We start from the raw sequence: 25460 nt of genomic DNA on the forward strand, positions 1-25460 counted from the left end.
TTATTTGCCAGTTTGGCCCCGGGCAGTGCTCGAAATCTTCACGTACGACATGTACGCTCCGGTTTCTCCGCGCTGTCCATGTCCAAACTGCCTGCAACAATTACGCCCACTGGGATAGGCTTTAAGTCTGGTGAATATGCGACACATTTTTCAACGATTTTTACCCCGACGGCTGTGGCTGGCGGGGTTGCCTTGTCTGGCGCTGCTGGGCTGCGTGCAGAATCACAATAAGCCAGCTATTAATGCGCCAGTAGAAGAAAAAATTCCGGTTTATCAACTGGCTGATTATCTTCCTACTGAATGTAGCGACATCTGGACGCTGCAAGGTAAATCAACCGAAACTAACCCGCTTTACTGGCTACGGGCGATGGATTGCGCCAACCGCTTAATGCCAGCGCAGTCGCGTCAGGAAGCGCGTAAGTATGGTGATGGCAGCTGGCAAAATACCTTTAAGCAGGGGATTTTGCTCGCCGATGCCAAAATCACGCCTTTTGAGCGCCGCCAACTGGTCGCGCGCATTGATGCGTTAAGTACTGAGATCCCGGCGCAGGTTCGCCCTTTGTATCAACTCTGGCGCGACGGACAGGCGCTGCAACTGCAACTGGCGGAAGAACGCCAACGTTACAGCAAACTCCAGCAGTCCAGCGACAGCGAACTGGACGCCTTGCGCCAGCAACATCACGTTCTACAGCAACAGCTGGAACTCACCACCCGCAAGCTGGAGAACCTGACGGATATTGAGCGCCAACTCTCGACCCGCAAACCGGCCGGAAATTTCCCACCGGACACGCCGCACGAGAGTGAAAAAAACGCGCCATCCACCAATGAGGTCACCCCTGATGAGCCATAAACCTGCGCATTTATTATTGGTCGATGACGATCCGGGATTGCTGAAATTGCTTGGTCTGCGCCTGACCAGTGAAGGTTATAGCGTGGTTACAGCAGAAAGTGGTGCCGAGGGATTACGGATACTGAATCGTGAAAAAGTGGATTTAGTCATCAGCGACCTGCGGATGGATGAAATGGATGGTATGCAACTGTTTGCTGAAATCCAGAAAGTGCAGCCAGGTATGCCGGTAATCATCCTCACCGCGCATGGTTCTATTCCCGATGCCGTAGCAGCGACACAGCAGGGCGTGTTTAGTTTCCTCACCAAGCCCGTCGATAAAGACGCGCTATATCAGGCAATTGATGATGCGCTGGAGCAATCCGCCCCAGCCACTGACGAACGTTGGCGCGAGGCGATTGTCACTCGTAGTCCGCTGATGCTGCGCTTGCTGGAACAGGCGCGGCTGGTGGCGCAATCAGATGTTAGTGTTTTGATTAACGGTCAGAGCGGCACCGGGAAAGAGATTTTCGCCCAGGCAATTCACAACGCCAGCCCGCGCAACAGCAAGCCGTTTATTGCTATTAACTGTGGCGCATTGCCTGAACAGTTGCTGGAGTCGGAGTTGTTTGGTCATGCACGCGGCGCGTTTACTGGTGCCGTCAGCAATCGCGAGGGCTTATTTCAGGCGGCGGAAGGCGGTACGCTGTTTCTCGATGAGATTGGCGATATGCCCGCACCTTTGCAGGTCAAACTGCTTCGCGTATTGCAGGAGCGCAAAGTACGTCCGTTGGGCAGCAACCGCGATATTGATATCGACGTGCGGATTATTTCAGCGACTCACCGCGACCTGCCAAAAGCGATGGCGCGCGGGGAGTTTCGCGAAGATCTTTATTATCGCCTCAACGTTGTCAGCCTGAAAATTCCGGCGCTGGCGGAGCGCACGGAAGACATTCCGCTGCTGGCAAATCACTTGTTGCGCCAGGCGGCAGAGCGACATAAACCATTTGTCCGCGCGTTTTCTACCGATGCGATGAAACGCCTGATGACCGCCAGCTGGCCAGGCAATGTGCGCCAGTTGGTGAACGTGATTGAACAGTGTGTGGCGCTGACCTCATCGCCGGTGATTAGTGATGCGTTAGTAGAGCAGGCGCTGGAGGGCGAAAACACGGCGCTGCCCACCTTTGTTGAGGCACGTAACCAGTTTGAACTCAACTACTTACGCAAGTTGTTGCAAATCACCAAAGGTAATGTCACTCATGCGGCGAGAATGGCGGGGCGCAACCGGACAGAATTTTATAAACTGCTTTCCCGACACGAGCTGGATGCAAACGATTTCAAGGAATGAATCGGCGTAATGTGTTACGTTTAGCAGATCAAAAGACAGGCGACCTTTTCAAGGAATAGCATGAAAAAGATTGATGCGATTATTAAACCCTTCAAGCTGGACGATGTCCGCGAAGCACTGGCCGAAGTCGGTATTACCGGCATGACCGTGACCGAAGTGAAAGGCTTTGGTCGCCAGAAAGGCCACACTGAGCTGTACCGCGGTGCGGAATATATGGTGGATTTTCTGCCGAAGGTGAAAATTGAGATCGTCGTACCGGACGACATTGTGGATACCTGTGTAGACACGATTATTCGCACGGCGCAAACCGGCAAAATTGGTGATGGTAAAATTTTCGTCTTTGACGTGGCACGGGTCGTTCGTATCCGTACCGGTGAAGAGGACGACGCGGCAATTTAAACCGCGTTATGGTTGCCGGATGTCTCCATCCGGCAACATCAAATCACAGCACTTTATGCGGGCCAAAGCATTCGTAATGAATGTTTTCCTGCTTCACACCCAGGTCCACTAACTGTTTCGCGGCAAACTGCATGAAGCCGACCGGACCGCAGAGATAGAACTGCATTGCCGGATTGCTGAACGCACCTTCCTGTTTGCTCAAATCCATCAGACCTTCACTGTCAAACTGACCTTTCGCGCGATCGGCTTCGCTCGGCTGGCGATACCAGGTGTGCGCGGTAAAGCGCGGCAGTGCTTGCCCCAGTTCCTTAACTTCATCAGCAAAGGCGTGAACATCGCCATTTTCTGCCGCATGGAACCAGTTCACCTGGGCGCTATGGCCTGCTTTTGCCAACGTGTCGAGCATCGCCAGCATTGGCGTTTGCCCTACGCCCGCAGAGATCAGTGTTACCGGCGTGTCATCTGTCACATCCATAAAGAAATCACCCGCCGGAGCCACCAGTTTCACAACATCGCCAACGTTGGCGTGGTTGTGCAGCCAGTTGGATACCTGGCCGCCATCTTCGCGTTTCACCGCAATACGATAGCCTTTGCCATCAGGTTTACGGGTCAAAGAGTACTGACGAATTTCCTGATGCGGGAAACCTTCCGGTTTCAGCCAGACGCCGAGATATTGCCCCGGACGGTATTCTGCCACTGCGCCACCGTCGACCGGTTCCAGTTCGAAGCTGGTGATCAATGCGCTGCGCGGTGTTTTAGCCACAATGCGGAAATCGCGTGTACCTTCCCAGCCACCGGCTTTGCTGGCGTTTTCGTTATAGATTTCTGCCTCGCGATTGATAAATACATTAGCCAGTACGCCATAGGCTTTACCCCACGCGTCCAGCACTTCCTGGCCCGGGCTGAACATTTCGTCCAGGGTCGCTAACAGGTGTTCGCCGACGATGTTGTACTGTTCCGGTTTGATCTGGAAACTGGTGTGCTTCTGGGCGATTTTTTCTACCGCAGGCAGCAGCGCAGGCAGGTTTTCGATATTGCTGGCGTAGGCGGCAATAGCGTTAAACAAGGCTTCACGTTGATCGCCATTACGCTGGTTACTCATATTAAAAATTTCTTTGAGTTCTGGGTTATGAGTAAACATACGGTCGTAGAAATGGGCGGTTAATTTCGGCCCTGTTTCCACCAGCAAAGGGATGGTGGCTTTTACTGTAGCGATGGTTTGAGCGTCAAGCATATGGTCTTCCTTTTTTTGCATCTTAATTGATGTATCTCAAATGCATCTTATAAAAAATAGCCCTGCAATGTAAATGGTTCTTTGGGGGTTTTTCATTAAGAATGTGATGAAGTGAAAAATTTGCATCACAAACCTGAAAAGAAATCCGTTTCTGGTTGCAGGCCCTTTATTCTCAAAAGCCTTGCACAGCCTGAAGGTAATCGTTTGCGTAAATTCCTTTGTCAAGACCTGTTATCACACAATGATTCGGTTATACTGTTCGCCGTTGTCCATCAGGACCGCCAAAATCAGGCGAAAAATTTTATTGTTAGCTGAGTCAGGAGATGCGGATGTTAAAGCGTGAAATGAACATTGCCGATTATGATGCCGAACTGTGGCAGGCTATGGAGCAGGAAAAAGTACGTCAGGAAGAGCACATCGAACTGATCGCCTCCGAAAACTACACCAGCCCGCGCGTAATGCAGGCGCAGGGTTCTCAGCTGACCAACAAATATGCTGAAGGTTATCCGGGCAAGCGCTACTACGGCGGTTGCGAGTATGTTGATATCGTCGAACAACTGGCGATCGATCGCGCGAAAGAACTGTTCGGCGCTGACTACGCTAACGTTCAGCCGCACTCCGGTTCCCAGGCTAACTTTGCGGTCTACACCGCGCTGCTGGAACCCGGTGATACCGTTCTGGGTATGAACCTGGCGCATGGTGGTCACCTGACTCACGGTTCTCCGGTTAACTTCTCCGGTAAACTGTACAACATTGTTCCTTACGGTATCGATGCAACTGGCCACATCGACTACGCAGATCTGGAAAAACAAGCCAAAGAACACAAACCGAAAATGATTATCGGCGGCTTCTCCGCATACTCCGGCGTGGTTGACTGGGCGAAAATGCGTGAAATTGCTGACAGCATCGGTGCTTACCTGTTCGTTGATATGGCGCACGTTGCAGGTCTGGTTGCCGCTGGCGTCTACCCGAACCCGGTTCCTCATGCTCACGTAGTGACTACCACCACTCACAAAACCCTGGCGGGTCCGCGCGGCGGCCTGATCCTGGCGAAAGGCGGTAGCGAAGAGCTGTACAAAAAACTGAACTCTGCTGTCTTCCCTGGCGGTCAGGGCGGCCCGTTGATGCACGTAATCGCCGGTAAAGCAGTAGCGCTGAAAGAAGCGATGGAGCCGGAGTTCAAAACTTACCAGCAGCAGGTCGCGAAAAACGCTAAAGCGATGGTAGAAGTGTTCCTCGAGCGCGGCTACAAAGTGGTTTCTGGCGGTACTGATAACCACCTGTTCCTGGTTGATCTGGTTGATAAAAACCTGACCGGTAAAGAAGCTGACGCCGCTCTGGGCCGTGCTAACATCACCGTCAACAAAAACAGCGTACCGAACGATCCGAAGAGCCCGTTTGTAACTTCTGGTATTCGCGTAGGTACTCCGGCGATTACGCGTCGCGGCTTCAAAGAAGCAGAAGCGAAAGAACTGGCTGGCTGGATGTGTGACGTGCTGGACAGCATCAATGATGAAGCGGTTATCGAGCGCATCAAAGGTAAAGTTCTCGACATCTGCGCACGCTACCCGGTTTACGCATAAGCGAAACGGTGATTTGCTGACAATGTGCTCGTTTTTTATGCCAGATTCGGCGTGAACGCCTTATCTGGTCTACAAATTCTCTGTGTAGGCCTGATAAGCGTAGCGCATCAGGCAATCTTACGTTTGTGATCATCAAGGCTTCCTTCGGGAAGCCTTTTTACCTTATCGCGCCATCAAATCTGTCGTAACTGCGCCTCAACATACAAATAGCCAATCCCCAGCACCTGTTGTGCGCGGCTTAATTGCCCAAAGCCAATTTGCGTCGCTTTCACGCTCGGTCCTTCGTCGCGGTCGAACGGATTAAATCCCGTCTGGCGAATAATGGTATTAAGCCAGTTCTCGCCAAAAGCACAGCTGCGACCATATAACCAAATCTGATTAATATTGAGGATGTTGAGGAAGTTATACAGACTCAAACCAATGGCGTTGGCACTGCGGTCAACCCAGCTGGTGACCCACGGTTCTCCGCTCTGCCAGGCCGCAATCAATTGCGCGGTAGTCAGTTTTTCGGGATCAAGCTGAGTATTGCCTGGTTGTGATTTTAGCCATACCCGCGCCTGCTTTTTTAATGCGCTTAACGAGGCAACGGTTTCCAGACAGCCGTAACGTCCGCAGTCGCAGGCGACGCCATCCAGGTTAACGATGGTGTGACCAATCTGCCCGCTGCCATACAAACTGCCGCGATAAATTTGCTCGTTAATCACGAACGACGAGCCAATGCCGTAATCAACGTTGATCACACAGAAATCACGCCCCTGTGAATTATTTTGCCATTTCTCCGCCAGTGCCAGCATCACACAGTCATTATCGACCATCACCCGAATACCGAGCTTCTCTTCCAGCAGGTACTTCACCTCGACTGGCGTTGTCCACGGCGCCTGCGGCATGGTTTGCGACACACCGGTGACCGGATCCACCTGGCCGTGGATTGCCAGCGCCAGATTGATGGTGCGGCCTGGCCACAGTTTGCGATGGCGATGCCAGCATTTTTCGATTTCGGAAAGCAGTGCCTGTGGTGTTGGTGCCTCTATCTGTAAATACTCAAATTCACCTTTCGGACTTAAACAAGCATTAGCAACCTGACACTCAATGCTGGTGGGCGTCACGTTCAGGCACAGCGTCCAGTCGCCATCCGGCGCAATCAGCCATGTGCCGCTGCTATGCCCGCGTGTCTGGCTTTCATCGTCGATATTCACCACCCGCTTTTCGTTTTCCAGCTCCTGCAAAATATTACTGACCGCCGGAATCGAAATTTGCGCCAGCCGCGCCAGCGTCGACTTATTGGCGCGTTTTTGTCGGTATAGCAGTTCCAGAATCACGCATTTGTTATGGTGGCGGATCTGTTGATTGTTAATACAGGCTCTCATCTTCACTAAACCTTGTTTAGTTAATTGCGTGATTATTCCGCGAAAACATTGCCAGATTGTTCAATACACTGCCACAAATCTTTTAATTCAGTATGTCTTGTTAATATTGAGGACACCATGACTCCAGTAAAAGTGTGGCAAGAGCGCGTTGAGATCCCGACCTATGAAACCGGGCCGCAGGATATACATCCCATGTTCCTGGAAAATCGCGTTTATCAGGGCTCGTCCGGCGCGGTTTATCCCTACGGCGTGACCGATACGCTGAACGAACAGAAAACCCTGAAATCCTGGCAGGCGGTGTGGCTGGAAAACGAGTACATCAAAGTGATGATCCTGCCGGAGCTGGGCGGTCGTGTGCATCGCGCGTGGGATAAAGTGAAACAGCGCGATTTTGTCTATCACAATGAAGTCATTAAACCGGCGCTGGTGGGGCTGCTGGGGCCGTGGATTTCCGGCGGGATTGAGTTTAACTGGCCACAACACCATCGCCCGACCACCTTTATGCCCGTTGATTTCACCATCGAAGCCCATGAAGACGGTGCACAGACGGTGTGGGTCGGCGAAACGGAACCGATGCATGGTTTACAGGTGATGACCGGTTTTACGTTGCACCCTGACCGTGCCGCACTGGAGATTGCCAGCCGCGTCTATAACGGCAATGCCACGCCGCGTCATTTCTTGTGGTGGGCCAACCCGGCGGTGAAAGGTGGCGAAGGGCATCAGAGCGTTTTCCCACCGGATGTGACTGCGGTGTTTGATCACGGCAAACGCGCAGTGTCTGCCTTCCCAATCGCCACTGGCACCTATTACAAAGTGGATTACTCCGCTGGAGTGGACATTTCTCGCTATAAAAATGTGCCAGTGCCGACTTCGTATATGGCCGAAAAATCGCAGTACGATTTTGTTGGCGCATGGTGTCACGATGAAGATGGCGGTTTGCTGCACGTTGCCAACCACCATATTGCGCCAGGTAAAAAACAGTGGAGCTGGGGACACAGTGAATTTGGCCAGGCGTGGGATAAGAGTCTGACCGACAATAACGGCCCGTATATCGAGCTGATGACCGGCATTTTTGCCGATAACCAACCCGATTTTACCTGGCTTGATGCTTACGAAGAGAAGCGTTTCGAGCAGTATTTCCTGCCTTATCATTCTCTGGGTATGGTGCAAAACGCCTCCCGCGATGCAGTGATTAAACTCCAGCGTAGCGAGCGGGGGATTGAGTGGGGGCTGTATGCCATCTCCCCGTTGAATGGATATCGCCTGGCGATCCGCGAAATCGACAAATGCAACGCGTTACTCGACGACGCCGTGGCCCTGACACCAGCGACCGCCATTCAGGGCGTGTTGCACGGTATCAATCCAGACAGACTGACCATTGAACTCTCCGATGCCGACGGCAATATCGTACTGAGTTATCAAGAACATCAGCCGCAAGAATTGCCGTTGCCGGACGTCGCCAAAGCGCCACTGGCAGCGCAAGACATTACCAGTACAGATGAGGCCTGGTTTATCGGTCAGCATCTGGAGCAATACCATCATGCCAGCCGTTCACCGTTCGATTACTACCTGCGCGGCGTGGCGCTGGACCCGTTGGATTATCGCTGTAACCTGGCGCTGGCGATGCTGGAATATAACCGTGCAGATTTCCCGCAAGCGGTGGCGTATGCCAGTCAGGCGTTGAAACGCGCACATGCGCTGAACAAAAACCCACAGTGCGGACAGGCAAGTTTAATTCGCGCCAGTGCTTACGAACGTCAGGGACAATATCAACAAGCCGAAGAGGACTTCTGGCGTGCGGTCTGGAGCGGCAACAGTAAAGCGGGCGGCTATTATGGTCTGGCACGTCTGGCGGCGCGTAATGGTAACTTCGACGCTGGTCTGGATTTTTGCCAACAAAGTCTTCGCGCCTGCCCAACCAATCAGGAAGTACTTTGCCTGCATAACCTGCTGCTGGTGTTAAGCGGTCGTCAGGACAACGCGCGTTTACAGCGCGAGAAACTGCTGCGTGATTATCCGCTGAACGCCACCCTGTGGTGGCTGAACTGGTTCGATGGTCGTAGCGAATCAGCCCTCGCGCAGTGGCGCGGTCTGTGTCAGGGACGCGACGTTAATGCCCTGATGACCGCCGGGCAACTGATTAACTGGGGAATGCCTGCTCTGGCGGCAGAGATGCTGAACGCACTGGACTGCCAGCGTACGCTGCCGCTTTACCTGCAAGCCAGCTTGCTGTCGAAAGCTGAACGCGGCGAACTGGTCGCAAAAGCGATTGATGTCTTCCCGCAGTTTGTCCGTTTCCCTAATACACTGGAAGAAGTAGCGGCGCTGGAGAGCATCGAAGAGTGCTGGTTTGCACGGCATTTACTGGCCTGTTTCTACTACAACAAGCGCAGCTACGGCAAAGCCATTGCCTTATGGCAACGTTGCGTAGAGATGTCGCCGGAGTTTGCCGACGGCTGGCGCGGGCTGGCGATCCATGCGTGGAATAAGCAGCATGATTCTGAACTGGCCGCGCGTTATCTTGATAGTGCTTATCAGCTTGCGCCGCAGGATGCACGTCTACTTTTTGAACGGGATTTGCTGGATAAGTTAATCGGCGCGGCACCAGAAAAACGACTGGCGCGTCTGGAAAATAATCTGGAAATTGCGCTGAAACGCGACGACATGACCGCAGAATTGCTCAATTTGTGGCATCTCACTGGTCAGGCAAACAAAGCGGCGGATATTCTCGCCACGCGCAAATTCCACCCGTGGGAAGGCGGGGAAGGGAAGGTCACCAGTCAGTTTATCCTCAACCAGTTATTACGTGCCTGGCAGCATCTTGATGCCAGACAGCCGCAGCAGGCCAGCGAACTGCTTCATGCCGCGCTGCATTATCCGGAGAATTTAAGCGAAGGCCGTTTACCGGGGCAAACTGACAACGACATCTGGTTCTGGCAGGCGATATGCGCAAAAGCCCTGGGCGATGAAACTGAAGCGACGCGTTGTTTACGTTTGGCGGCGACCGGCGATCGCACCATTAACATCCACAGTTATTACAACGATCAGCCGGTTGATTATCTCTTCTGGCAAGGAATGGCACTGCGACTGCTGGGCGAACAACAAACCGCACAGCAACTGTTTAGTGAAATGAAACAGTGGGCGCAAGAGATGGCGAAAACCAGTATCGAAGCGGATTTCTTTGCCGTCTCGCAACCTGACTTGTTGTCGCTGTATGGCGATTTACAACAGCAGCATAAAGAAAAATGCCTGATGGTGGCGATGCTGGCGGCCGCGGGATTAGGGGATATTGCGCAATATGAATCTGCTCGCGCTGAATTGACTGCGATTAATCCAGCCTGGCCGAAAGCGGCATTATTCACCACCGTGATGCCTTTTATTTTTAACCGCGTTCACTAAACCCTATTAACTGTAATATTTGAGCGGCACGCGCTGCCGCTCATCACTAAATAATTAGAATAAGCCGTCGTAAATAAAAACCCTACAGGAGGCACTATGCCTACAAAAATCAGAATAACCCGTAATCTATTATTAATGGCTACGCTATTGAGTAGCGCACTATTTGCCAGAGCAGCGGAAAAAGAAATGACCATTGGCGCAATATACCTTGATACCCAGGGATATTACGCTGGAGTGCGTCAGGGTGTTCAGGATGCGGCAAAAGATTCTTCAGTACAGGTACAGTTAATAGAAACCAATGCTCAGGGCGATATTTCAAAAGAAAGTACCTTTGTTGATACCCTCGTGGCGCGTAATGTCGATGCCATTATTTTGTCGGCAGTTTCTGAAAATGGCAGTAGCCGCACCGTTCGTCGCGCCAGTGAAGCGGGTATTCCGGTAATTTGCTACAACACCTGTATTAATCAAAAGGGTGTCGATAAATATGTTTCGGCATATCTGGTTGGTGATCCGCTGGAATTTGGTAAAAAACTGGGTAACGCTGCCGCCGATTATTTTATTGCCAACAAAATTGACCAGCCGAAAATTGCCGTCATCAATTGCGAAGCCTTTGAAGTTTGTGTGCAACGACGTAAAGGGTTTGAAGAAGTATTAAAAGCCCGCGTTCCCGGTGCGCAAATTGTCGCTAATCAGGAAGGGACTGTTTTAGATAAAGCGATTTCTGTCGGTGAAAAACTGATTATCTCCACGCCGGATCTCAACGCCATTATGGGGGAATCGGGCGGTGCGACACTCGGCGCAGTTAAAGCGGTACGCAATCAAAATCAGGCCGGAAAAATTGCTGTTTTCGGTTCGGATATGACCACTGAAATTGCTCAGGAGCTGGAAAACAACCAGGTGCTAAAAGCGGTAGTGGATATTTCTGGTAAGAAAATGGGCAATGCTGTTTTCGCGCAAACATTGAAGGTTATCAATAAACAAGCCGACGGTGAAAAAGTGATTCAGGTGCCAATCGATCTCTATACCAAAACTGAAGACGGTAAACAGTGGCTGGCAACGCACGTTGATGGTCTGCCCTAATAGCTGATACGCAGAGGTCCCTATGTTCACGGCAACAGAGGCAGTCCCGGTAGCAAAAGTGGTGGCAGGAAATAAGCGTTATCCCGGCGTCGTTGCGCTGGATAACGTTAACTTCACGCTCAATAAAGGCGAAGTTCGCGCGCTGCTAGGCAAAAACGGTGCGGGAAAATCGACCCTCATTCGAATGCTTACCGGTAGCGAACGTCCGGATAGCGGTGATATCTGGATTGGCGAGACGCGACTGGAAGGTGACGAAGCTACGCTGACTCGCCGTGCCGCTGAACTGGGGGTACGCGCGGTTTACCAGGAGTTAAGTCTGGTGGAGGGGCTGACGGTGGCGGAAAACCTCTGCCTTGGTCAATGGCCACGCCGCAACAGCATGATTGATTACCCGCAAATGGCGCAGGATGCCCAACGTTGCTTACAGGCGCTGGGTGTTGACGTTAGCCCTGAACAACTTGTTTCGACATTGAGTCCGGCGCAAAAGCAACTGGTGGAAATTGCGCGGGTGATGAAGGGCGAGCCGCGCGTGGTCATTCTCGATGAACCCACCAGCTCGCTTGCCAGTGCGGAAGTTGAACTGGTGATAAGCGCCGTGAAAAAGATGTCAGCACTGGGCGTGGCGGTGATTTACGTCAGCCACCGGATGGAAGAAATCCGCCGCATTGCCTCCTGTGCCACCGTTATGCGCGATGGTCAGGTGGCGGGCGATGTGATGCTCGAAAACACCTCAACCCGCCATATTGTGTCGCTGATGCTCGGACGCGATCACGTTGATATTGCACCGGTTGCTGCTCAGGAGATTGCGGACCAGGCCGTACTGGAAGTTCGCGCGTTACGCCACAGACCAAAGCTTACGGAGATCAGTTTCTCCCTGCGTCGTGGCGAAGTGCTCGGCATTGCTGGCCTGCTGGGGGCAGGACGCAGTGAATTGCTGAAAGCGATTGTTGGGCTGGAGACGTATGAACAGGGCGAAATTATTGTCAACGGCGAGAAAGTCACGCGCCCCGATTACGGCGACATGCTGAAACGCGGCATTGGTTATACGCCAGAAAACCGCAAAGAAGCAGGGATCATTCCCTGGCTGGGCGTTGACGAAAATACGGTACTGACCAATCGGCAAAAAATCAGCGCCAACGGCGTACTGCAATGGCCCACCATCCGCCGCCTGACCGAAGAGGTGATGCAGCGGATGACGGTCAAGGCTGCCAGTAGCGAAACGCCCATCGGCACGCTTTCTGGCGGCAATCAGCAAAAAGTGGTGATCGGTCGTTGGGTCTATGCCGCCAGCCAGATTTTGTTGCTCGACGAGCCAACGCGCGGCGTCGATATCGAAGCCAAGCAGCAGATCTATCGTATTGTCCGCGAGCTGGCCGCAGAAGGAAAAAGCGTGGTGTTTATCTCCAGTGAAGTGGAGGAGTTGCCGCTGGTGTGCGACCGCATCCTGTTGTTACAGCACGGCACGTTCTCGCAGGAGTTTCACTCGCCGGTCAATGTGGATGAGCTGATGTCCGCCATTCTGTCTGTGCACTGATGAATTTTACCGAGGAACCTGAAGATGTCTGCTTCGTCATTACCATTGCCGCAGGGCAAGAGCGTCTCGCTCAAACAATTTGTCAGTCGCCATATTAATGAGATTGGTTTGCTGGTGGTGATTGCCATTTTGTATCTGGTCTTCTCCCTGAACGCGCCTGGCTTTATCTCATTGAATAACCAGATGAACGTGCTGCGCGATGCCGCCACCATCGGGATCGCCGCCTGGGCGATGACGCTGATTATTATCTCCGGTGAAATTGATGTCAGCGTTGGGCCGATGGTGGCTTTTGTCTCAGTGTGCCTGGCGTTTTTGCTGCAATTTGACGTTCCGCTGGCGATTGCTTGCTTGCTGGTGTTGCTGTTAGGGGCGCTGATGGGAACGCTCGCCGGGGTGCTGCGCGGCGTGTTTAACGTGCCAAGTTTCGTTGCCACACTGGGGTTGTGGAGCGCCCTGCGCGGAATGGGGCTGTTTATGACTAACGCCCTGCCAGTGCCGATTGACGAAAACGAGGTCCTGGACTGGCTGGGGGGACAATTTCTCGGTGTGCCAGTATCCGCGCTGATCATGATGGTGTTGTTTACGCTGTTTGTGTTCATCAGCCGCAAAACCGCTTTCGGGCGCTCGGTTTTTGCCGTTGGCGGTAATGCTACGGCAGCGCAGTTGTGCGGTATTAACGTTCGTCGGGTGCGCATTCTCATCTTTACCCTTTCGGGATTATTAGCGGCGGTGACGGGCATTTTGCTGGCGGCGCGCCTTGGTTCTGGTAACGCAGGTGCGGCCAACGGTCTGGAGTTTGATGTTATTGCCGCTGTCGTGGTCGGCGGTACGGCGCTTTCCGGTGGTCGCGGCTCGTTGTTCGGTACGCTGCTTGGCGTACTGGTGATTACGCTAATCGGTAACGGTCTGGTGTTGCTTGGGATTAACTCCTTTTTCCAGCAGGTGGTGCGCGGCGTCATCATCGTGGTGGCGGTCCTGGCGAATATCTTGCTGACCCAGCGAAGCAGTAAAGCGAAACGCTAAACCTTAACGCCCCTGGCGCGGGTGCGGCAGGGATGAAAATTAATCGTATTGTTAATGAGGGATTTATGAAAACGATGCTGGCAGCTTATTTACCAGGAAATTCGACCGTCGATCTGCGGGAAGTTGCGGTGCCGACGCCGGGGATTAACCAGGTGCTGATCAAAATGAAATCCTCCGGGATTTGCGGAAGCGATGTCCACTACATTTATCATCAGCACCGCGCCACGGCGGCCGCGCCCGATAAACCGTTATACCAGGGATTTATCAACGGTCATGAACCGTGCGGGCAAATTGTGGCAATGGGGCAAGGCTGTCGCCATTTCAAAGAGGACGATCGCGTGCTGGTGTATCACATTTCTGGCTGTGGTTTTTGCCCGAACTGCCGCCGCGGTTTTCCTATCTCTTGTACCGGCGAAGGAAAAGCGGCTTACGGCTGGCAGCGTGACGGCGGTCATGCCGAATACCTGCTGGCGGAAGAAAAAGATCTGATCCTCCTGCCGGATGCGTTGAGCTACGAAGATGGTGCGTTTATCAGTTGTGGCGTTGGCACGGCCTATGAAGGGATTTTGCGCGGTGAAGTTTCCGGCAGCGATAACGTGCTGGTGGTTGGTCTGGGACCGGTCGGCATGATGGCGATGATGCTGGCGAAAGGTCGCGGTGCAAAACGGATCATCGGCGTTGATATGTTGCCGGAACGTCTGGCAATGGCGAAACAGTTAGGCGTGATGGATCACGGTTATTTAGCAACCACTGAAGATTTGCCGCAGATAATCGCCGAACTCACTCACGGCGGCGCGGATGTTGCGCTCGATTGCTCCGGTAATGCCGCAGGTCGCTTACTGGCACTGCAATCCACCGCTGACTGGGGACGCGTGGTTTACATTGGTGAAACCGGAAAAGTGGAGTTCGAGGTTAGCGCTGACCTGATGCACCACCAACGGCGAATTATTGGTTCCTGGGTGACCAGTTTGTTCCATATGGAGAAATGCGCCCACGATCTGACTGACTGGAAACTGTGGCCGCGTAACGCCATTACTCATCGCTTCACGCTGGAACAGGCGGGAGATGCTTATGCGCTGATGGCAAGCGGCAAATGCGGCAAAGTCGTGATTAATTTCCCGGATTAAGGAGTTAGCGGATGACCATCTATACCTTATCTCACGGGCCGCTAAAGCTGGATGTCTCTGATCAGGGGGGCGTAATCGAAGGTTTCTGGCGTGACACGACGCCGCTCTTACGTCCCGGTAAAAAAAACGGTGTGGCAACCGATGCCTCTTGTTTTCCGCTGGTGCCATTTGCAAACCGGGTGAGCGGTAACCGTTTTGTCTGGCAGGAGCGAGAGTATCAACTGCAACCGAATGTTGAATGGGATGCGCACTATCTGCACGGTGACGGCTGGCTGGGCGAGTGGCAATGTATAACGCGCAGCGATGATAGCTTGTGTCTGGTGTATGAACATCGCACGGGTGTTTATCACTATCGGGTAAGTCAGGCGTTTCATTTAACGGCAGATACGCTGACGGTCACGCTCTCTGTCACCAATCAAGGGGTAGAGACGCTGCCATTTGGTACCGGCTGGCATCCTTATTTTCCGTTGTCGCCGCAAACGCGGATTCAGGCACAGGCGAGCGGTTACTGGCTGGAGCGGGAGCAGTGGCTGGCGGGTGAGTTTTGCGAGCAGTTACCGCAGGAACTGGATTTCAACCAGCTCGCGTCGTTGCCGCGCCAGTGGGTAAACAATGGTTTTGCTGGCTGGAATGGTCAGGCCCGCATCGAGCAGCCGCAGGAAGGTTACGCCATCACTATGGAGACGACGCCGCACGCGCCGTGCTATTTCATCTTTGTCTCCGACCCGGTGTTTGATAAAGGGTATGCGTTTGATTTCTTCTGTCTGGAGCCGATGAGTCATGCGCCGGATGACCATCATCGCTCTGAAGGGGGGGACCTCATTGCGCTTGCGCCGGGGGAATCAACAACCTCAGAGATGTCGTTGCGGGTTGAGTTGCTGTAATTTATAAAATACCGGATGCACAGGCCTACAGGGTAATTTCGACTTGGTAGCAATCGGCGCACCATGCCTGATGCGACGCTTATCGCGTCTTATCAGGCCTACAATCGGTGTTGGATCGGTAGGCCGGATAAGGCGTTCACGCCGAATCCGGCATGTTTTTAACGTCGATCCAGAGAAATAGCCCCCGGCCCGGTAATTGCCAGCAGCAGGAATGCGCCAGCAATGCTGATATTCTTCCAGAAATTAATCATATTTGGCCCGACCGCATCGCCGGTCATATCCCAGTAATGGTGGCCAATCACCGCCGTACCCAACGTGTAGAAAATAAACAGTATCGCCAGCGGGCGGGTGAAAAAGCCAAGTACGATTAATATCGCGGCGGGGACTTCCATAATCACCGCAATACCTGCCGCCAGCATCGGCATCGGTGCGCCCAGCGAGGCCATATATTGTACCGTACCGTCAAAGCCCATCATTTTGGGAAAACCAAAAATAATGAAAATTAAGATGACGGCGATACGGGCAATTAATAACAACACGGGGCGGGCGGCACCAAAATCAAAATAACGTAGTGAGTTCATAACCAATCCCTTTGCAAGATAATGTGATTTAAACGTAATACACACACTCGCACCTCGCCACGCCTCAGCAGATGAGAAATTTGGTAATTATCCAGGTCAGCATCCAGCGCATTTTCTGTAGGTGATATTTTGTTAGCGGTATTAACGATAATTTTTTCCAGAATGGTGTACTGGAAGTGGCCCTGATTTTCTTATTTTTCAACTTGCAACAACATTCGATTAACCTCAGACTAACGCCTCCTGACGGGAGGGACTCATGGTTTTGCAATCCACGCGCTGGTTGGCGCTCGGTTATTTCACTTACTTTTTTAGCTACGGTATTTTTCTACCTTTCTGGAGCGTCTGGCTTAAGGGAATTGGCTTAACGCCAGAAACCATCGGCCTGTTGTTGGGAGCCGGGTTGGTGGCCCGTTTTCTCGGTAGTTTGATAATTGCGCCTCGCGTTAGCGATCCTTCTCGCCTGATTTCTGCGCTGCGTGTACTGGCGTTGCTGACGCTACTTTTTGCTATCGCCTTCTGGGCGGGTGCGCACGTAGCGTGGCTGATGGTGGTGATGGTTGGTTTTAACCTCTTTTTCTCTCCGCTGGTGCCGTTGACCGATGCATTGGCGAATACCTGGCAAAAGCAGTTCCCGCTTGATTATGGCAAAGTGCGACTTTGGGGCTCGGTGGCGTTTGTCATTGGCTCGGCGCTAACGGGAAAACTGGTCAGCGTATTCGATTATCGGGTGATTCTGGCAATGCTGACGTTGGGCGTAGCATCTATGCTGCTCGGTTTTCTGATTCGCCCGACCATTCAGCCACAAGGAGCAAGCCGCCAACAGGAAAGCACCGGTTGGCCAGCGTGGTTGGCGCTGGTTCGCCAGAACTGGCGTTTTCTGGCCTGCGTGTGTTTGTTGCAGGGGGCGCATGCGGCTTATTATGGGTTTAGCGCCATTTACTGGCAGGCGGCTGGCTACTCGGCCTCGGCAGTAGGCTATTTGTGGTCGCTGGGCGTGGTGGCGGAAGTCATTATCTTTGCGCTGAGTAATAAGCTTTTCCGCCGTTGTAGCGCCCGTGATATGTTGCTGATCTCGGCGGTATGCGGGGTAGTGCGTTGGGGAATTATGGGGGCAACCACTGAGCTGCCGTGGTTGATTATGGTGCAAATTCTGCATTGCGGCACCTTCACCGTGTGCCACCTGGCGGCCATGCGCTACATTGCCGCTCGTCAGGGGGGCGAGGTGATCCGCTTACAGGCAGTTTATTCTGCCGTCGCGATGGGCGGCAGTATTGCTATCATGACCGTCTTCGCCGGTTTCCTGTATCAATATCTGGGGCATGGCGTGTTCTGGGTGATGGCATTGGTGGCGTTGCCGGCAATGTTTTTGCGCCCGAAAGTCGTTCCCTCATGCTGATTCAAGTATTTTGCGGATCTGCTCCTGTTGATGTGCCGTCAGGGTCAGATCCGTATAAATCAGCGGTGGTGAAAAAAGCGGCAGCGGTATGGTATAAGGCGCAATAATAAGCGCGGCGTTGCGCGGTGCGCCAATCTGCAAAAATGTCTTCACAGACATGTGCTTAATATTGAGTGGCAGTATCGTTAGCTCACGCAATTGCAGCTCAATATTCGCTTCTCGTTCGCTGTCATTGCCCGTCAGCAAAATAATCTGTTTTTCGTGAATTTCATTTGCCGGCATCAGCCATGCACCGAAAATCACAGCCACCAGACAATTTTCTTCATCGGAAAGACTGACATTGTATTCATTTTCAAACCCAACCAGCGCTTCGCGGGTGGTGTGCACGAGCCGTGGATAAAGTCGACGGAACTCTTCCGGTAAAGTGTTATCAATGCCGATAGAAAACAAACAGCGGTTTAACGCCTGGGCGAGGTGAGTATAAAGCTGATAGCATAACCCCTGTTCATCATAGAAACGGACGTTACTCAACTGACGAAAATGCTGTACCAGACGGTTAATTGACAGACGCAACTGCTTGCCACGCTGATGGGTGTCTCGCAGTGGATCAGGAACCCGCAACATGGAAAAAAGTAATGCCATAAATAGCGGTTCATCTGGGGGGACAGGTTGACGCGCCCGCCGTTGCCAGTGCCGGCCAATTTCCTGTGCAACCTGAAACTCAATGCAAGATTCCAGCCAGTGGCGTTGCAGCGGGTTAAAAAGGGGCGAGATTCCGGCATGGTGTTGCAATAAGCAATATTGCAGATACAAACACAGGAAATGAATATCTCGCGCGTCAAAGCGTTTTTGTAGCCTTCGCGAGCAGAGATTAACTAACGCCAGTAGATTGGTGTCGTCGTAAAAATTACGAGCAATCCCCCGACGTTTTAGCTCCCTCTTTAACGCGGGCGTAAAATGGTTGCTGATAAATGACGGGCAAAGGCGAAAAGCGCGTCGTAGCCAATGAAATAAACATAAGCGTTTGTTAAGTATTGTACCTTCAATCCGGTAGCTCCCGTCATATCCAGTTGTAATGATGAGTTGATGATAACGCTGGATCTCCCGTCCTGTTTCGCTGATATCGCGACCCACAATTTCATCATCCACACCATTAAGCTCGCTGAAAGTTGCCGCTGTGGCACTCAACCCCGGCTGGAACAGCGTCAGTAATACTTGGCAACGGCGCTGGGGAGCTGAAAGTACAGATGGTGGGGCAAGTGTAGGTATCATCTGTAGATCTCCCATAAGCATAATTTATAAGAATAGCTAAAGTTTGCTTAGGGAAACGGTGATTGGAATGCTATTCATCAGAAATGATGACAAACATCACAGAATTTTTATCGATATAAACACTTCCAGGCAGTTTAATGCCATCAATTAAAGTGATTTCTTGCTGTTTTATCTGGTTTCGACCATAAAGTTAATTCTGTGGATTCAACGCGCTAAGGATAAAATCCACCATCTGCTCGCGATAAACGTCTCCGTGACGATCGGAAAAGGCATCAATATGTTCGCCATCGGGGATCAAAATCAGGCGTTTTGGCTCTTTCGCCAGGGCAAATAATTTCTCGCTATGCTGCCATGGAATAACATGATCAGCTTTGCCGTGAATCAGTAAAAGCGGAATGGGGCTGACACTGGCGATGTAGTTTTCGCTGCTGTAACTCTCATCAAGTAAGTAGCCACTGCCGGGGATCATTTGGTTGGCGATGGTCGAATAAGAGGCAAATGTGGAGTCGAGGATCACCGCGCGTATGCCCTCGCGATCTCCCAGTCCAATAACGTCAAGAATATTCGCGCCGCCAATACTCTGCCCGAACAACACCAACCGCTTTGGGTTTACATCGCTGCGATGGCGCACCACATTGATGGCACTTTGCGTATCGTCCAGTAACCCGGCTTGTGATGGCGTGCCTTTAGATTTACCAAAACCGCGATAATCGAACATAAAAACATTGAAATTGCGTTCTGGTAACCAACTGACCAGTGGCCAGTGGGCGGACATATTCCCGGCATTGCCGTGAGCATGAATTACGGTAGCAATAGCGTTTTCGGCGGGACCAGTGGAAGAAGGGATAAACCAGCCTTGCAGTCGTGTGCCGTCTTTAGCCGTAAATTCAACAGATTCCGCAGACCAGGGATCAGGGCCGTAAATTTTGTCATCGGGATAATAAAAGAAGTTGATGGCGATGCGCGGCACTAAATAAACGCAGAAAGCAGCAATAAAAAGAATAAACAGTATCTTGAGAACGCGTTTGTTCGCTGGCAGAACCATGACCTTTCCTTACGACTTCTTTGTAATCCATTAATCGGGGAAAGATGGTGGGAGAGTGGCAAAGGAAAGTAAAGCGGTGAGAAAGTATTTCAGAATAGCGCCTGAAAGGCGAGGGCGGGTGAGGAAAGTCACCCGCCCGAGAAATTAACGCTTCAGGGCGTCGCTTAACTCGTCACGCATATTTGACAGCATGGCTTTCACTACGCGTGGGTTACCGGCAACGATGTTACCAGTCAGCATGTAGTTATGACCGCCAGTGAAGTCGCTGACGATACCGCCTGCCTCACGAACCAGCAACTCGCCTGCGGCGAAGTCCCACGGACGCAGACCGATTTCAAAGAAACCGTCAACACGACCAGCGGCGACGTAAGCCAGGTCCAGCGCTGCAGAACCGGTACGACGGAAGTCAGCGCACTCGTTGAACAGTTTGCCGACGATGTTGATGTAGGTGGTGGCGTACTGTTTTGCTTTGAACGGGAAGCCGGTCGCCAGAATAGTACCGTCGAGATCGCGAGCGGTGCTGCCGCGCAGACGATAACCGTTCAGCTGTGCGCCCTGACCGCGAGTCGCAGTGAACAGTTCGTTACGCATAGGATCGTAAACCACAGCAACTTCAGTGCGGCCTTTGATACGTACGGCGATAGATACCGCGAAGTGCGGCAGACGTTTGATAAAGTTGGTAGTGCCATCCAGTGGATCGATAACCCATTGAACATCCTGATCAGTACCTTCAAGTTCACCGCTTTCTTCGGTGATGATGGTGTGCTGTGGGTAAGATTTACGAATCGTGTCGATAATCACCGCTTCGGCAGCTTTATCTACGTTGGTCACGAAATCGTTACTGCCTTTCTGGCTCGCTTCTACAGCGTCCGGGGTTTCATAGTTTTTGGCAATTAAATTACCCGCCTTGCGCGCTGCGCGCACGGCGATGTTCAGCATCGGATGCATCGGTTTCTCTCACTGGATGTTAAAGAACGGGAAAACGGCGCAGAGTATAGCAGCGAGATCGGCATCTGTCTTCGTTTTATGTTAAGATGCACGAATAATCTTTAGACGAAGAAAGACAATGCTGCAAAATATTCGAATTGTGCTGGTGGAGACGTCACACACCGGCAATATGGGGTCTGTTGCTCGTGCCATGAAAACAATGGGGTTAACCAACCTGTGGCTGGTTAATCCACTGGTGAAACCTGACTCGCAGGCGATTGCCCTGGCGGCAGGCGCCAGCGATGTCATTGGTAACGCTCACATCGTCGATACCCTCGACGAAGCGTTAGCCGGTTGTAGCCTGGTGGTTGGCACCAGTGCACGTTCGCGCACGTTACCGTGGCCGATGCTCGACCCGCGCGAGTGTGGTCTGAAAAGCGTCGCTGAAGCGGCAAATACCCCGGTGGCGCTGGTCTTTGGTCGCGAGCGCGTGGGCTTGACCAATGAAGAGTTGCAGAAGTGCCATTATCATGTCGCGATTGCCGCTAACCCGGAATACAGCTCGCTGAACCTGGCGATGGCGGTGCAGGTTATTGCGTATGAAGTGCGCATGGCCTGGCTGGCGACTCAGGAAAACGGCGAGCAGGTCGAGCATGAAGAGACGCCGTATCCGCTGGTCGATGATCTGGAGCGTTTTTACGGTCATCTGGAACAAACGTTGCTGGCAACCGGTTTTATTCGTGAAAACCATCCGGGGCAGGTGATGAATAAATTGCGCCGTCTGTTTACTCGTGCACGTCCGGAAAGCCAGGAGTTGAATATCCTGCGCGGGATTCTGGCTTCTATTGAGCAGCAGAATAAAGGTAACAAGGCCGAATAACAGTCGTTGCCTGATGCGACGCTTAACGCGTCTTATCAGGCCTACAAGTGCACGGAATCGTAGGTCGGATAAGGCGTTCACGCCGCATCCGACAGTGGTTGCCTGATGCGATGCTTAACGCGTCTTATCAGGCCTACAGTGTACAAAGTCGTAGGTCGGATAAGGCGTTTACGCCGCATCCGACAACAGGTATAAACGCCACGATAAAAAATGGCACTGAAGGTTAAATACCCGACTAAATCAGTCAAGTAAATAGTTGACCAATTTACTCGGGAATGTCAGACTTGACCCTGCTATGCAATACCCCCACTTTTACAATAAAAAACCCCGGGCAGGGGCGAGTTTGAGGTGAAGTAAGACATGAGACTGACATCTAAAGGGCGCTATGCCGTGACCGCAATGCTTGACGTTGCGCTCAACTCCGAAGCAGGCCCGGTACCGTTGGCTGATATTTCCGAACGTCAGGGAATTTCCCTTTCTTATCTGGAACAACTGTTTTCCCGTCTGCGTAAAAATGGTCTGGTTTCCAGCGTACGTGGACCAGGCGGTGGTTATCTGTTAGGCAAAGATGCCAGCAGCATCGCCGTTGGCGAAGTGATTAGCGCCGTTGATGAATCTGTAGATGCTACCCGTTGTCAGGGTAAAGGCGGCTGCCAGGGCGGTGATAAATGCCTGACCCACGCGCTGTGGCGTGATTTGAGCGACCGTCTCACCGGTTTCCTCAATAACATTACTTTAGGCGAACTGGTCAATAACCAGGAAGTGCTGGATGTATCTGGTCGTCAGCATACTCACGACGCGCCACGCAGCAATCGTAACGATGCAATTGATGTTAAGTTGCGCGCATAAAAGATAAAAAGTATTCAGAATCAGGCCGGGGCGTATCGCGCTCCGTAAACACGGTCGTACATCCAGCCGGTAGCCTGGTTCCTTGCATTGAGTGATGTACGGAGTTTATAGAGCAATGAAATTACCGATTTATCTCGACTACTCCGCAACCACGCCGGTGGACCCGCGTGTTGCCGAGAAAATGATGCAGTTTATGACGATGGACGGAACCTTTGGTAACCCGGCCTCTCGTTCTCACCGTTTCGGCTGGCAGGCTGAAGAAGCAGTAGATATCGCCCGTAATCAGATTGCCGATCTGGTCGGCGCTGACCCGCGTGAAATCGTCTTTACCTCTGGTGCAACCGAATCCGACAACCTGGCAATCAAAGGTGCAGCCAACTTTTATCAGAAAAAAGGCAAGCACATCATCACCAGCAAAACCGAGCACAAAGCGGTACTGGACACCTGCCGTCAGCTGGAGCGCGAAGGTTTTGAAGTCACCTACCTGGCGCCGCAGCGTAACGGCATTATCGACCTGAAAGAACTCGAAGCGGCGATGCGTGACGACACCATCCTCGTTTCCATCATGCACGTGAATAACGAAATCGGCGTGGTGCAGGATATCGCGGCTATCGGCGAAATGTGCCGTGCTCGTGGCATTATCTATCACGTTGATGCAACCCAGAGCGTGGGCAAACTGCCTATCGACCTGAGCCAGTTGAAAGTTGACCTGATGTCTTTCTCCGGCCACAAAATCTATGGCCCGAAAGGTATTGGTGCGCTGTATGTGCGTCGTAAACCGCGCGTACGTATCGAAGCACAAATGCACGGCGGCGGTCACGAGCGCGGTATGCGTTCCGGCACACTGCCTGTTCACCAGATCGTCGGTATGGGCGAAGCCTATCGCATCGCGAAAGAAGAGATGGCGACCGAGATGGAACGTCTGCGCGGCCTGCGTAACCGTCTGTGGAACGGCATCAAAGATATCGAAGAAGTTTACCTGAACGGTGACCTGGAACACGGTGCGCCGAACATTCTCAACGTCAGCTTTAACTACGTTGAAGGTGAGTCGCTAATTATGGCTCTGAAAGACCTCGCGGTTTCTTCAGGTTCTGCCTGTACGTCGGCAAGTCTTGAACCGTCCTACGTGCTGCGCGCGCTGGGGCTGAACGACGAGCTGGCACATAGCTCTATCCGTTTCTCTTTAGGTCGTTTTACTACTGAAGAAGAGATCGATTACACCATCGAGTTAGTTCGTAAATCCATCGGTCGTCTGCGTGACCTTTCTCCGCTGTGGGAAATGTACAAGCAGGGCGTGGATCTGAACAGCATCGAATGGGCTCATCATTAATCGGTATCGGAATCAGGAGAATTTATAATGGCTTACAGCGAAAAAGTTATCGACCACTACGAGAATCCGCGTAATGTAGGTTCTTTCGACAACAACGACGAGAACGTGGGCAGCGGCATGGTGGGTGCACCGGCCTGTGGCGACGTGATGAAGTTGCAGATTAAAGTCAACGATGAAGGTATCATTGAAGACGCGCGTTTTAAAACTTACGGCTGCGGTTCCGCTATCGCTTCCAGCTCCCTGGTAACCGAATGGGTGAAAGGGAAGTCTCTCGACGAAGCACAGGCGATCAAAAACACCGATATTGCTGAAGAACTTGAACTGCCACCGGTGAAAATTCACTGTTCTATTCTGGCAGAAGACGCGATCAAAGCCGCCATTGCGGACTATAAAAGCAAACGTGAAGCAAAATAAGAGTTGAGGTTTGGTTATGTCGATTACACTGAGCGACAGTGCAGCAGCGCGAGTAAATACCTTTCTGGCTAACCGCGGCAAAGGGTTTGGCCTGCGTCTGGGTGTGAGAACCTCCGGATGTTCAGGTATGGCTTATGTACTGGAATTTGTTGACGAACCGACGCCGGAAGACATCGTGTTTGAAGACAAAGGCGTGAAAGTCGTGGTCGATGGCAAAAGCCTGCAATTTCTGGACGGTACGCAGCTGGACTTTGTAAAAGAAGGCCTGAACGAAGGGTTTAAATTCACCAACCCGAACGTCAAAGATGAGTGTGGTTGCGGCGAAAGCTTCCACGTCTGATGCGCATACCGATAACCCCACCGTGGTCTGCTGCGCGTGGGGTTTGTTTTACCTGATTCGCCGTTATCGCGGTGGATCGCAGCCCTGAGAATGTTATGGATTACTTCACCCTCTTTGGCTTGCCTGCCCGTTATCAACTCGATACCCAGGCACTGAGCCTGCGTTTTCAGGATCTACAACGTCAGTATCATCCTGATAAATTCGCCAGCGGAAGCCAGGCGGAACAACTCGCCGCCGTACAACAATCCGCGACCATTAACCAGGCTTGGCTTACGCTGCGTCATCCGTTAATGCGCGCGGAATACCTGCTTTCGCTGCACGGTTTTGATCTCGCCAGCGAGCAGCATACTGTGCGCGACACCGCGTTCCTGATGGAACAGCTGGAACTGCGCGAAGAACTGGACGAGATCGAACAGGCGAAAGACGAAGCGCGGCTGGAAAGCTTTATCAAACGTGTGAAAAAGATGTTTGATACCCGCCATCAGTTGATGGTTGAACAGTTAGACAACGAGACGTGGGACGCGGCGGCAGATACCGTGCGTAAGCTGCGTTTTCTCGATAAACTGCGAAGCAGTGCCGAACAACTCGAAGAAAAACTGCTCGATTTTTAATTTCTGGAAGC

Annotated in this window: 23 protein-coding genes; 17 read left to right on the plus strand and 6 right to left on the minus strand. The window is 52.3% G+C overall.

Translation table 11 applies throughout. The features are described from left to right. Positions 1–136: 136 nt before the first annotated feature. The 3 genes from qseG to glnB are packed head-to-tail and all read left to right on the plus strand — an operon-like array spanning position 137 to position 2573. On the plus strand, positions 137–850 hold the full coding sequence (gene qseG / locus A9180_RS03375; RefSeq protein WP_064526169.1) for a two-component system QseEF-associated lipoprotein QseG: 714 nt from the start codon (positions 137–139) through the stop codon (positions 848–850). Beyond that, positions 840–2174 carry a two-component system response regulator GlrR gene (glrR, locus tag A9180_RS03380; RefSeq protein ID WP_064526171.1) on the plus strand — a complete coding sequence of 445 codons (1335 nt, stop codon included), beginning with the start codon at positions 840–842 and terminating at the stop codon, positions 2172–2174. The genes qseG and glrR overlap by 11 nt, the downstream gene beginning before the upstream one ends. A gap of 60 nt (positions 2175–2234) precedes the next feature. Further along, the gene (glnB, locus tag A9180_RS03385) at positions 2235–2573 is read left to right on the plus strand and encodes a nitrogen regulatory protein P-II (protein WP_064526174.1); all 339 of its coding nucleotides are present in this window, start codon (positions 2235–2237) and stop codon (positions 2571–2573) included. Positions 2574–2616: 43 nt separating this feature from the next. Here the strand turns inward: glnB and hmpA are convergent, their stop codons facing one another. Beyond that, complete coding sequence (gene hmpA / locus A9180_RS03390; RefSeq protein ID WP_064526176.1) at positions 2617–3807, minus strand: NO-inducible flavohemoprotein; 1191 nt, start codon at positions 3805–3807, stop codon at positions 2617–2619. Positions 3808–4136: 329 nt separating this feature from the next. Here hmpA and glyA point away from each other — a divergent pair, with 329 nt between their 5' ends. After that, positions 4137–5390, plus strand: coding sequence for a serine hydroxymethyltransferase (gene glyA / locus A9180_RS03400; RefSeq protein WP_000919159.1), 1254 nt, complete (start codon positions 4137–4139; stop codon positions 5388–5390). 173 nt (positions 5391–5563) lie between these two features. Here the strand turns inward: glyA and A9180_RS03405 are convergent, their stop codons facing one another. After that, positions 5564–6757 (minus strand): ROK family protein, encoded by a 1194-nt coding sequence (locus tag A9180_RS03405; protein WP_064526181.1) that lies wholly within the window; start codon positions 6755–6757, stop codon positions 5564–5566. Between the two features lie 117 nt (positions 6758–6874). Here A9180_RS03405 and A9180_RS03410 point away from each other — a divergent pair, with 117 nt between their 5' ends. The 6 genes from A9180_RS03410 (at position 6875) to A9180_RS03435 (ending at position 15804) form a co-directional block, all read left to right on the plus strand. Next, positions 6875–10156, plus strand: a complete 3282-nt coding sequence (locus A9180_RS03410; RefSeq protein ID WP_064526183.1) for a DUF5107 domain-containing protein — start codon at positions 6875–6877, stop codon at positions 10154–10156. Between the two features lie 96 nt (positions 10157–10252). Further along, positions 10253–11236, plus strand: a complete 984-nt coding sequence (locus A9180_RS03415) for a substrate-binding domain-containing protein (protein WP_064526185.1) — start codon at positions 10253–10255, stop codon at positions 11234–11236. A gap of 22 nt (positions 11237–11258) precedes the next feature. Then, positions 11259–12770: a sugar ABC transporter ATP-binding protein gene (locus A9180_RS03420; RefSeq protein WP_064526188.1), complete on the plus strand. Its 1512-nt coding sequence runs from the start codon at positions 11259–11261 to the stop codon at positions 12768–12770. Between the two features lie 24 nt (positions 12771–12794). Then, positions 12795–13793, plus strand: coding sequence for an ABC transporter permease (locus tag A9180_RS03425; protein WP_064526190.1), 999 nt, complete (start codon positions 12795–12797; stop codon positions 13791–13793). 32 nt (positions 13794–13825) lie between these two features. After that, positions 13826–14920, plus strand: a complete 1095-nt coding sequence (locus A9180_RS03430; RefSeq protein ID WP_074399428.1) for a zinc-dependent alcohol dehydrogenase family protein — start codon at positions 13826–13828, stop codon at positions 14918–14920. Positions 14921–14931: 11 nt separating this feature from the next. Continuing rightward, on the plus strand, positions 14932–15804 hold the full coding sequence (locus tag A9180_RS03435; protein WP_064526193.1) for an aldose 1-epimerase: 873 nt from the start codon (positions 14932–14934) through the stop codon (positions 15802–15804). Positions 15805–15962: 158 nt separating this feature from the next. On the opposite strand, the gene A9180_RS03440 is transcribed toward A9180_RS03435, so the two are convergent. Continuing rightward, on the minus strand, positions 15963–16385 hold the full coding sequence (locus tag A9180_RS03440) for a DoxX family protein (RefSeq protein WP_064526195.1): 423 nt from the start codon (positions 16383–16385) through the stop codon (positions 15963–15965). 256 nt (positions 16386–16641) lie between these two features. Between A9180_RS03440 and A9180_RS03445 the strand changes: the two genes are divergently transcribed. Continuing rightward, positions 16642–17781 (plus strand): 3-phenylpropionate MFS transporter, encoded by a 1140-nt coding sequence (locus A9180_RS03445; RefSeq protein ID WP_064526196.1) that lies wholly within the window; start codon positions 16642–16644, stop codon positions 17779–17781. On the opposite strand, the gene csiE is transcribed toward A9180_RS03445, so the two are convergent. The 3 genes from csiE to suhB form a co-directional block, all read right to left on the minus strand. Beyond that, on the minus strand, positions 17773–19053 hold the full coding sequence (gene csiE / locus A9180_RS03450; protein ID WP_064526198.1) for a stationary phase inducible protein CsiE: 1281 nt from the start codon (positions 19051–19053) through the stop codon (positions 17773–17775). The two genes, A9180_RS03445 and csiE, sit on opposite strands and share 9 nt — an antisense overlap. A 190-nt stretch (positions 19054–19243) precedes the next feature. Beyond that, the gene (locus A9180_RS03455) at positions 19244–20098 is read right to left on the minus strand and encodes an alpha/beta hydrolase (protein ID WP_064526200.1); all 855 of its coding nucleotides are present in this window, start codon (positions 20096–20098) and stop codon (positions 19244–19246) included. 144 nt (positions 20099–20242) lie between these two features. Beyond that, positions 20243–21046 carry an inositol-1-monophosphatase gene (gene suhB, locus A9180_RS03460; RefSeq protein WP_044790284.1) on the minus strand — a complete coding sequence of 268 codons (804 nt, stop codon included), beginning with the start codon at positions 21044–21046 and terminating at the stop codon, positions 20243–20245. A 118-nt stretch (positions 21047–21164) separates the two neighbouring features. Between suhB and trmJ the strand changes: the two genes are divergently transcribed. The 6 genes from trmJ (at position 21165) to hscB (ending at position 25449) form a co-directional block, all read left to right on the plus strand. Further along, entirely contained in the window at positions 21165–21905 is a 741-nt protein-coding gene (gene trmJ, locus A9180_RS03465) for a tRNA (cytosine(32)/uridine(32)-2'-O)-methyltransferase TrmJ (protein ID WP_000940019.1), read from the plus strand. Between the two features lie 360 nt (positions 21906–22265). Beyond that, on the plus strand, positions 22266–22754 hold the full coding sequence (iscR, locus tag A9180_RS03470; RefSeq protein ID WP_001241354.1) for a Fe-S cluster assembly transcriptional regulator IscR: 489 nt from the start codon (positions 22266–22268) through the stop codon (positions 22752–22754). A 115-nt stretch (positions 22755–22869) separates the two neighbouring features. Next, complete coding sequence (gene iscS / locus A9180_RS03475) at positions 22870–24084, plus strand: cysteine desulfurase (protein ID WP_001295373.1); 1215 nt, start codon at positions 22870–22872, stop codon at positions 24082–24084. A gap of 27 nt (positions 24085–24111) precedes the next feature. Then, on the plus strand, positions 24112–24498 hold the full coding sequence (gene iscU / locus A9180_RS03480; protein ID WP_000331707.1) for a Fe-S cluster assembly scaffold IscU: 387 nt from the start codon (positions 24112–24114) through the stop codon (positions 24496–24498). A gap of 16 nt (positions 24499–24514) precedes the next feature. Continuing rightward, positions 24515–24838, plus strand: a complete 324-nt coding sequence (gene iscA / locus A9180_RS03485) for an iron-sulfur cluster assembly protein IscA (protein WP_000028953.1) — start codon at positions 24515–24517, stop codon at positions 24836–24838. A gap of 95 nt (positions 24839–24933) precedes the next feature. Then, positions 24934–25449, plus strand: coding sequence for a co-chaperone HscB (hscB, locus tag A9180_RS03490; protein ID WP_064526202.1), 516 nt, complete (start codon positions 24934–24936; stop codon positions 25447–25449). Positions 25450–25460 lie beyond the last annotated feature (11 nt).

This window comes from Escherichia sp. B1147, assembly GCF_001660175.1.
Lineage (GTDB): Bacteria > Pseudomonadota > Gammaproteobacteria > Enterobacterales > Enterobacteriaceae > Escherichia > Escherichia whittamii.